Here is an 8,594-nt window from a genome sequence, read left to right on the forward strand (position 1 = left end):
AATGGATCGGCCATGGCCGATCCATTTTTATTTCAATCCGCAAAGACGATAACCTGTGATTAGTTTGGCGTAATGTGCTGTGATTTTCAGGCTCTTGCTGTTGACCGGACGCTGATTGGTGTTAGCATGAAGAGTCTCCTGATAAACTGCCCGGGTTTCGAAACGGGAGGTTAATCGGGGCGTCCGCCAAAGGGGGGGATATGAAAAAGAGTCTGGTTGCCGTGCTGCTGCTGTTTTCTGCGATCGCTTATGCCGAAGGTGCGTACTGGTACGTATCGAGTTACGAGATTTTTCGAACCATTTCCGGGGGGAACGAGGCGCGGGTGACCGTGGTCATGTCCGAAGAGACGACAGCTGGCGCCCTGTTTGCGCCAAGCAAGGTGTGCGGGGTTACGACCAAGGGGAAAACGGTCTGTTCCTCCGTCAGCATTTCGGAGCCGATAGCCAAAGGGGAGCGTCGCTCCTTCCTGGTAAAACTGCCGGCAACCGCCGAACCGCTGACTTCAGCCTGGTTCGAATAGTTGCTCCGGGTTTTGTCGTGGCGGTGTTAATTCGCAGCCTTGCCGGGCGCGGGAATGATTTGCGAAAACCCCTGATCGCCCTGCCCGAATAAAATTCGCGGCCGTGAACTGTTGCTACAAAACGGCAACGTTGCGAATCCCCTCGGGCCGCCACGCCGGGGAGATTACGTGGCTCGCTTTTTCTTTCTGGTCGAGCAGGCTGCCGAACATCAGGGTGAATTCGCCGTAGCGATCATTCACCCGGTCCATGGATTCCGCCAGTCTCTGTTGTATCCCGTCCTCCCCAAAAAGCGGTAACTGCCGGGCCTGCCGCTGGAGTCCCGAAAGCCGCACCCCGAGCAGGCGCACCGGTTGATCCAGTTCCATGGAGTCAAGGATGCGGATGCTGGCCCGGTAGATGTCATCGCTGTGATGGATGGCCGTTGCCAGGGTCTGCTGGCGGCTGAAGGTCGTGAAATCGGCGTAACGGATGGTCAGCGTCACCGTTCGGCCGCGCACCTCGTATCTTCTGGCCCGGCGGCCGACCATTTCCGCCAGCTGCAGCAGAAACTTCAGAATAGTCTCCCGCCGCCGGATATCCTCCCGCAACGTCATGCTGTGCCCCACCGTTTTTACTTCAGCCTCCTGTGCGGGAGAACGCACCGGGGAGAGATCGATGCCCCGGCCCATCCTCTGCAGCTGTTCCCCAATGATGCCGAATTTACGGGTCAGTATCCACGGCGGGAACCGGCCCAGCTGCCCGCAGGTGGCCACCCCCAGCAGGTGAAGCTGGCGCTCGGTTTTTCTGCCGATGCCGCAGAGTTCCCCGATCGGCAGGTCTTCGAGCACCCGCGGGATGTCCGCGGCGGCAATGATGGTCAGTCCGTCGGGCTTCCGCATTTCGGAGGCCAGCTTGGCCAGCAGCTTGTTGGGGGCGATGCCGACCGAGCAGGTGAGGCCGTAGCGGGCCTTGATCCGCGCCTTGATCAGGCAGGCGATGCGCTCGGCCCCGCCGAACATAATCAGCGACCCGCTGATGTCGAGAAACGCCTCATCGATGGAAAAAACCTCCACCTGCGGCGTGTAATCCCGAAAAATGTCTATGATCCGTGATGACATCCAGGTGTAGAGGCGGTTGTTGGCCGGCACCAGGATCAGCTCGGGGCAGCGGGCCCGGGCTTCGCCAACCGTCAGCCCGGTTTTGACGCCCCGGGCGCGGGCTTCGTAGGAGGCCGTCAGGATCACCGTCCGCTGCTCGCTGCCGGTTACAGCGACCGGCTTGCCCCGCAGGGCCGGGTTGGACTGCTGGGCCACAGCGGCGAAAAAAGCGTTCATGTCGATGTGCATGATCACCCGATCATTCATAGGGCGTCGATCTGCTCCAGTTGCCAGGTGGTGTCGGCGAGGTCGTAGACCAGTTCATAAAGAGCGCCGTCGTCGGTGACATAAAAATGAATGCGGGCGGCCGCGCCCTGCTTGTCCTGCCAGATGTTGGTGATCTGGCGGATGGTGTGCTTCTTGCGGTTGAGGTCGAACCAGACCGGGGTGATCCGGCTGCCCGGGCCGTGAATCGCCCCCACCCGTATGCCGTTGCGCTGCTCTTTCATGGTTCAGTCCAACTCGCGGTAGATGCCGATGAGCTTGCCGACGATGGTCAGCGCCTGCTGCCCGGGGGAGACGATGATCGGCGCCATGGCCGAATTCTCCGGTTGCAGGCGGATGTGCCCGTGCTCCCGGAAAAAACGCTTCAGGGTGGCCTCGCCGTCCAGAATGGCGGCGACGATATCGCGGTTATCCGCGGTCGCCTGCGGCCTTATGATCGCCAGGTCGCCCGGGCAGATATGGGCGTCGATCATCGAATCGCCCGAAACGCGCAGGATGAAGGCATCGCTGGCCTTGACCAGCGATGCGTCCAGGGTCAGGTAGCTTTCGATATCTTCAACCGCCAGCTGCGGCAGCCCCGCGCGGATAGTGCCGACCACCGGAAGGCTCATTGTCGCGGCGGCGGGGGTTCGCAGGGTAATCCCCCGCGAGCTGCCCGCATGGCGCAGGATGTAGCCCTTTTTTTCCAGCGCCGAGAGGTGGCGCAGTACCCCGAGATTGCCGGAAACTTCAAGGTGGCCGGCAATCTCCTGCAGGGTCGGCGGATAACCCCGGCGGTCGATATGGCCGCGGATAAAATCGTAAACCTGCTTCTGGCGGTTGGTCAGCGCATCCATGTAGAAACCCTCCATAGTAACTAAATAGTAACTACCATCGGAGCCAGGTGCTGTCAAGGGGATTTGCTGTCAGCGGTAGGCTGTTTAACGTAAATCTGGACGTTTACGTCGTTGTCGGCACTGACAATGAAAATGAGGCCCATCAGCAGAGTCAGGAGATGACCGTAGCGTGCGCAAGGGGTATTTCGTCTCGGTGGGCATGGATATTGCCTCTTGTAATGGGTCGATGCTTTTGCAGGGGGAAAAGTGACCATTCGGGTCTGTTGCGTTCAGGGAGAGTCCCTGTAAGACGGGCTGCCGCATAAGGAAAAGTCAAATAATCGGTGTGATTACATTCTTCGATTCAAATTTTTGACACACCTCCTCGGTTTGTTTAGGTCAATTGTGCCAAGGGTGTTTTCAGAACCATAAGGATTTACCGATTCAAGGGACCCCGAAGGCAGGACGGCTGTTGAGCAGACCTTAACTGATTCGGGGCGTTTCTCCGACGGCTTATGCATGTGCCCGGAATGGGACAAAGCTCATGGGCCGCGAGCGGTTTTCTCTGGCAATCAGCCGATTCCAGTAAGGATTAGCGATGGGCGAGACAATTAAAATTCTTTTTGTTGATGATGAGAAAAATGTTCTCAGTTCCCTCCGCCGGCTCTTTATGGATAGTGAATATGAAATCTTGACGGCAGAGTCCGGGACCGCGGGCCTCGAGATTTTACGCCAGGAGGAGGGCATTCAGGTGCTCCTCTCCGATTACCGGATGCCAGAAATGAACGGGGTCGATTTTTTGCGGGCCGCGTGTGAAATGAAGCCGGACACGGTTCGGATTGTCCTGTCAGGTTATGCGGACACGGCCGCCGTTGTTGCCGCCATCAATGAGGGGCAGATCTATAAATTCATTCCCAAACCATGGAATGAAGATGAACTGAAACTGACCATTGAGCATGCCCTGGAACGGTTTCATCTGCGCAGGAAAAACAGGCTATTGCTGGATGAGTTGAAAAAAACCAATCAAAAACTGCAGTTTGTTAATGAATGTCTCGAAGCGACGGGCGCGGAAATTACCTCCGAACTGGTAACCCACAACAGGGCTCTCCGGGGGGCGACGAAAATTCTCGATGATCTTCCGGTGGGGGTCCTCGGGCTTGATGAAGACGGGGTTGTTGTGTACAGCAACCGGATGGTGGCCGAGATTTTTAATGCTTCTGGCGGGGTGGTTGCCGGCAGGGATGGCCGGGACTTTTTTCCCCCACCGGTCTGTCAGTTTATTAGTCGATTGGCAATGAAAGAGAGGCTCGTTCAGCAGTTTGTCCTCGGTGGCAAGACGATTACGGTCAAAGGGGTGCGCATTGATATGGAGGCGCAGGCGGGGGTTATTCTCGTTCTGGAGCCGGAACAATGAACCGGCCGGCCAGTCGGTTTTGTCGAGCGAGTGAGCCCGCCGGGGAAATGCGCGCCGTTGTGCTTATTGTGGATGATGAGCAGGATGTCCTCAACGCGTTAAGCCGGGTTTTTCTCGAGATCGATGCCGAAATCCTGCTGGCTGGTAACGCCGAGCAGGCGCTGGAAATCCTTCGCAGCAGAGAGGTGGCGGTTCTCGTCTCCGACAACTGCATGCCGGGCAAGAGCGGCGTTGAACTTCTGTCGCTGGCCAGGGATCTCGCGCCGGATGCTCTTAAAATCCTGATGACCGCCTATGCCGATCTCGATATGGTCATTGCCTCAATAAACCGGGGGGACGTCTTTCGTTTTGTGGTCAAACCCTGGGACAACAAAACGTTTTTCGAGATTGTTGACGAGGCCCTTTCCCGTTATCGACTGCTGCGTTCCTTGAAGGAGGGTGACGAGGCCACCATCCTTTCGCTGGCCCAGATGATCGAGCTTAAAGATCCCTATACCCATGGGCATTGCGCCAGGGTGGCCGGTTATGCCTTGGCCATTGCCGATGCCCTGGTTGCCGATGAACGGTTTAAGAAATATCTGCAATACGGCAGCTGGCTGCACGACTGCGGGAAGGTCGGAATTGCCGAAAAAATACTCAATTTCAACGGGCCTCTTAATCCCATGGAATATAAAGAAATCAAAAGGCACCCGATTCTCGGTGCAGAAGTCGTCCGACAGGCCCGTCTGCCATCGACGGTAGTCAATGTTGTCCTCTATCACCACGAGCGATTTGATGGCCAGGGCTATCCGCATGGACTCCGTGCCGGCGATATCCCTTTGGAGGCGCGGATTGCCAGCGTTGCCGATGTCTATGACGCATTGACCACGGATCGCCCTTATCGCGGGGGGGTCTCAGAGGGAAAGGCACGAAAGATACTCTCGGGGCTGAGGGGCAGTTCGCTGGATCCTGAACTGGTGGATATTTTTCTCAGGCTGGAGTACGGGTCTTTAACAGGGGTGAACCAACATGAGTGAGCGAGGGGCCCAGGTATTATTTGTCGATGATGACAAGTTGATCCTCAAGGCTATTGAGAGAGTTTTTGACGGTAGCCATATCGGTATTCGCCTGGTCGAAGGCGGCGAGGAAGCCCTGCGGATCCTGGAGAACGAAGAGGTGGCCGTTCTGGTTGCCGACCAGTGCATGCCGGGGATAAACGGGATTGCGCTACTGGCCAAGGCAAAAGAACTGGTGCCCGCAACGGTTCGGGTGCTGATGACGGGATATGGCAATTTTGTCACGGCCATTGAGGCGATCAATCAGGGAGAAATTTTTCGTTTTATTGTTAAACCCTTTGAAAACAGGGTGTTGATCGAGGTGGTTGAAGAGGCGCTCGGGCGTTACTCTCTCTGTAGCGATCTTAAAAAAGCGAATGAACCGGCATTGATTTCTCTCGCCCAGGCGATCGAACTGAAGGACCCCTATACACGGGGGCACTGCGAAAGGGTCGCCCGGTATTCCCTGCTGCTTGCCGATGGCCTGGGTTTTTCCAGCAGCATGAGGCAAGAGATCAAACACGGGGCCTGGCTTCATGATTGCGGTAAAATCGGCATTCCGGACACGGTTCTCAATTTTAAGGGACCGCTGGAAAATGTGGAATTCGAAACGGTTAAAAAGCATTGTGTCTGGGGAAAGAGGCTGGCGGCCCTTGCCCGTTTCTCTGACGTGGTTCAGAACATCATTGCTTACCATCATGAGCGCTTTGATGGTGAAGGGTACCCCGATGGGCTTAAGGGGGCGGCGATTCCTCTGGAAGCGCGTATTGTGGCCATCGCCGACAACTATGATGCCTTGACTTCAGATCGGCCTTATCGCCAGGCCCTTTCCAGGCAGGATGCTCGAAATCTGATGTTTTCTTCCAGCGCGCGGGGCTTTGATCCCCAACTGCTGGAGCTTTTTTTTGCTTTGATCGGGCGAAACACTTCCGCAAATGCAAAAACGGCTGACGGGGAAGTTGAATAAGCGATGCCGGCCTTGGTCGGCCGGAGCTGGCACCGACAAGCTCCCGCGCATTTTACCGCATCAGGATGCGGGCCCGTTTGAAATTGACGTTGCTGTGTTGATGAAGGGTTGCATGAATGATCGAGTACGACGAACTTGAAAAACGCATGGTTCTCAAGCTGGTCTATTACGGTCCGGCATTGTCGGGGAAAACCACCAATCTGCTGCAGCTGCATGAATTGCTTGAGCAGGAGGGGCGGGGTGATCTGATGGTGCTGGACACCAAGGATGACCGAACGATTTATTTCGATCTGTTGCCCTTTTTCATCATGGCGCCGAGCGGTCTGAAAATCAAGGTCAAGGTTTTTACCGTCCCTGGCCAGGTCAAGCATGATGCCACCCGCAAGGCGGTGCTGCAGCGCGCCGATGGCGTGGCTTTTATCGCAGACTCCCAATCGATTGAGACCATGAATAATCGCAACAGCTTCGAAAACCTCGAAAGTAATCTCGGGATGGTGGGGCTGGATATCGAGACCATTCCCCTGGTCATCCAATACAACAAGCGGGATTTGCCTGCTGTTATCTCTGAACCCGACATCCACCGGGTTTGGGCAGCAACCGGAATTCCGGTTGCCATGGCTTCGGCTCTCAATGGAACGGGGGTGGTGGAAACCTTCTCCCGGCTGGCCGAATTGACCTATGAACATGTCGACGCCAGGTACGGGTTGGAGGCGATTCACGGTTTGGACAAAGCCGATTTTTTGAACCAGTTGATTCGGCCAGGCAGTCGTTTCAAGGTTTGAGCCCCGAAATGATGAGGTAAGGGATGGATAACCGCGAATCGATTGACTTTGTTGTCGGTGAGGAAAAGCGGCTCATCGATGTGCTCAGTGAATCCGATGTCATGCCGCTGTTGGAAAGCGCCGTGCAGGCCGGGATATCGCGGGCGCTGGTTGTCGATGGGGCCGAGGCGCCGCTGTGGAGCGCAGGCCGGGAAACCGGCGGCCTGCTGGGAAAGGGGCCCGGGGTACTGTGCTGTCCCCTGATCCTTGAAGGTGAACCGGTAGGCCAGGCCTGTTTTGTCGGCGGAAGTGCCGATCCGGGGGTCTTGAAGGCGATCGCCCAGGTCGTCAGCGGGGCTCTTAAGCGGTTGCTTCACGCCAACCTGAAGCGGATGTTGACCACCGAAATCCATACCCGGGTGGTAAACCAATCGTATGACGAACTGAAAGAAAGCAACCTCCAGCTTTCCCTGTCGGAGAAGAAATACCGGGATCTGGCAGAATCCCTCGAGGTTCGTGTGCAACAGCGGACCGAGGAGCTCAAGCGGGCCTATGCCCGCTTGATTCAGCAGGAAAAAATGGCCTCCATCGGCCAGCTTGCGGCAGGGGTCGCCCACGAAATCAACAACCCCATGGGGTTTGTGCTGAGCAATCTGCAAACCTTGCAGAAATACGTAACGCGATTCACCGACATGCTCGAATATTACCGGCAGGCGGTCGCAAGGGGCGAGGGCGGGGCTGCCCTGGAGGCGGGAGCGGCAAGCCGCTGGCGTGAATTGAAACTCGATTTTATCAGCCAGGATCTTGCCGAGCTCCTGGCCCAGAGTATTGCCGGCGCCGAGCGGGTCAAGAAAATCGTTGCGGATCTGCGGGGCTTTTCCCACGTCGATGAAATGGGGTGCGGAACCGTCAACCTGAATGAGGAGCTGGAGCGGACCCTGAGTGTGCTGCACTCGGAAATTCCTGCTGATGCCAGAATCCTCCGGCAGTTTGGGGAGTTGCCGGGGGTGAAGGCCGAAGCCGGGCTGTTGTGCCAGGTTTTTCTTAACCTTATCCGCAATGCCCTGCAGGCCCGCCCTGAAGGGCTCCAGCTGCTACTGCGCAGCGAGCTGGAGGGCGAATCGATCCGGTTGAGTTTTGTCGACAACGGCCCGGGGGTGCCCGATGAAATCCGGTCGCGGATATTTGAGCCCTTTTTCACAACCCGTGAAGTCGGCAAGGGGATGGGGATGGGACTTACGGTGGCCTATGACGTAGTTAACCGTTTGGGGGGAACCATCGAAGTTCAGAGCAGGCCCGGGCGGGGAGCCGCTTTCATCCTGCTATTGCCGGTTATAAGGAGTGAGTTTTGAGCAAATATGCCGGGCTGTTTCGCAGCGTCGCCGGGGAACAATCGTCCGAAGAGGAGTCGAAAGGTGCTCCTCGTGAGGAGCTGGTCGTGCCCAAAAGCGGGTTTACCCTGCTGTTTGTCGACGACGAAGAGGGGGTGCTGAAGGCTCTCAAACGGATTTTTCTTGACGAAAACTATGAAATTCTAACCGCCGCCAACGCTGAAGATGCCCTGAGTATCCTGGCGAGCCGTGAGGTTCAGCTGGTGGTCTCCGACCATCGGATGCCAGGCGTGACCGGCGCCCAGCTGCTCAAGATGGTGAAAGAACGCTGGCCTGCCACCATTCGGATCATGCTTACCGGCTATGCCGATGTGCAGTCCATCATGGGG

At 56.8% G+C, this 8,594-nt stretch carries 10 protein-coding genes; 7 read left to right on the forward strand and 3 right to left on the reverse strand.

Translation table 11 applies throughout. The annotated features are described in order from the left end of the window. Window positions 1–200 precede the first annotated feature (200 nt). The gene (locus tag ABYV89_RS11480; protein WP_432823092.1) at window positions 201–521 is read left to right on the forward strand and encodes a hypothetical protein; all 321 of its coding nucleotides are present in this window, start codon (window positions 201–203) and stop codon (window positions 519–521) included. A 114-nt stretch (window positions 522–635) separates the two neighbouring features. On the opposite strand, the gene dinB is transcribed toward ABYV89_RS11480, so the two are convergent. Genes dinB through lexA form a run of 3 tightly spaced genes read right to left on the reverse strand, consistent with a single transcriptional unit; the run spans window position 636 to window position 2,719 of the window. Further along, complete coding sequence (gene dinB / locus ABYV89_RS11485; RefSeq protein ID WP_432823093.1) at window positions 636–1,865, reverse strand: DNA polymerase IV; 1,230 nt, start codon at window positions 1,863–1,865, stop codon at window positions 636–638. After that, entirely contained in the window at window positions 1,862–2,107 is a 246-nt protein-coding gene (locus tag ABYV89_RS11490) for a hypothetical protein (protein ID WP_432823094.1), read from the reverse strand. Before ABYV89_RS11490 ends, dinB begins: the two co-directional genes overlap by 4 nt. A gap of 3 nt (window positions 2,108–2,110) precedes the next feature. Then, window positions 2,111–2,719 (reverse strand): transcriptional repressor LexA, encoded by a 609-nt coding sequence (gene lexA / locus ABYV89_RS11495; protein WP_432823095.1) that lies wholly within the window; start codon window positions 2,717–2,719, stop codon window positions 2,111–2,113. A gap of 577 nt (window positions 2,720–3,296) precedes the next feature. Here lexA and ABYV89_RS11500 point away from each other — a divergent pair. The 6 genes from ABYV89_RS11500 to ABYV89_RS11525 all read left to right on the forward strand — a co-directional run. Continuing rightward, window positions 3,297–4,112: a response regulator gene (locus tag ABYV89_RS11500; protein WP_432823096.1), complete on the forward strand. Its 816-nt coding sequence runs from the start codon at window positions 3,297–3,299 to the stop codon at window positions 4,110–4,112. A 59-nt stretch (window positions 4,113–4,171) separates the two neighbouring features. Next, the gene (locus ABYV89_RS11505) at window positions 4,172–5,128 is read left to right on the forward strand and encodes an HD-GYP domain-containing protein (protein WP_432823097.1); all 957 of its coding nucleotides are present in this window, start codon (window positions 4,172–4,174) and stop codon (window positions 5,126–5,128) included. Next, window positions 5,121–6,113: an HD-GYP domain-containing protein gene (locus ABYV89_RS11510; protein ID WP_432823098.1), complete on the forward strand. Its 993-nt coding sequence runs from the start codon at window positions 5,121–5,123 to the stop codon at window positions 6,111–6,113. The genes ABYV89_RS11505 and ABYV89_RS11510 overlap by 8 nt, the downstream gene beginning before the upstream one ends. Before the next feature lie 116 nt (window positions 6,114–6,229). Next, window positions 6,230–6,895, forward strand: a complete 666-nt coding sequence (locus tag ABYV89_RS11515; protein ID WP_432823099.1) for a GTP-binding protein — start codon at window positions 6,230–6,232, stop codon at window positions 6,893–6,895. A 23-nt stretch (window positions 6,896–6,918) separates the two neighbouring features. Beyond that, the gene (locus ABYV89_RS11520) at window positions 6,919–8,226 is read left to right on the forward strand and encodes a sensor histidine kinase (RefSeq protein ID WP_432823100.1); all 1,308 of its coding nucleotides are present in this window, start codon (window positions 6,919–6,921) and stop codon (window positions 8,224–8,226) included. Next, window positions 8,223–8,594, forward strand: a 372-nt coding sequence (locus tag ABYV89_RS11525) for a response regulator (protein ID WP_432823101.1), incomplete at its 3' end; no start/stop codon positions are given. The genes ABYV89_RS11520 and ABYV89_RS11525, both read left to right, overlap by 4 nt.

It is taken from the genome of Trichloromonas sp., from assembly GCF_041583255.1.
Classification (GTDB): Bacteria; Desulfobacterota; Desulfuromonadia; order Desulfuromonadales; family Trichloromonadaceae; genus Trichloromonas.

Excerpts from the sequence above, each read along its gene's own strand:
- ABYV89_RS11510 (WP_432823098.1), top strand. The coding sequence starts at position 5,121 with ATGAGTGAGCGAGGGGCCCAGGTATTATTTGTCGATGATGACAAGTTG.
- ABYV89_RS11515 (WP_432823099.1), top strand. The coding sequence starts at position 6,230 with ATGATCGAGTACGACGAACTTGAAAAACGCATGGTTCTCAAGCTGGTC.
- lexA (WP_432823095.1), bottom strand. The coding sequence starts at position 2,719 with ATGGATGCGCTGACCAACCGCCAGAAGCAGGTTTACGATTTTATCCGC.
- ABYV89_RS11480 (WP_432823092.1), top strand. The coding sequence starts at position 201 with ATGAAAAAGAGTCTGGTTGCCGTGCTGCTGCTGTTTTCTGCGATCGCT.
- ABYV89_RS11520 (WP_432823100.1), top strand. The coding sequence starts at position 6,919 with ATGGATAACCGCGAATCGATTGACTTTGTTGTCGGTGAGGAAAAGCGG.
- ABYV89_RS11490 (WP_432823094.1), bottom strand. The coding sequence starts at position 2,107 with ATGAAAGAGCAGCGCAACGGCATACGGGTGGGGGCGATTCACGGCCCG.
- ABYV89_RS11500 (WP_432823096.1), top strand. The coding sequence starts at position 3,297 with ATGGGCGAGACAATTAAAATTCTTTTTGTTGATGATGAGAAAAATGTT.
- dinB (WP_432823093.1), bottom strand. The coding sequence starts at position 1,865 with ATGAATGATCGGGTGATCATGCACATCGACATGAACGCTTTTTTCGCC.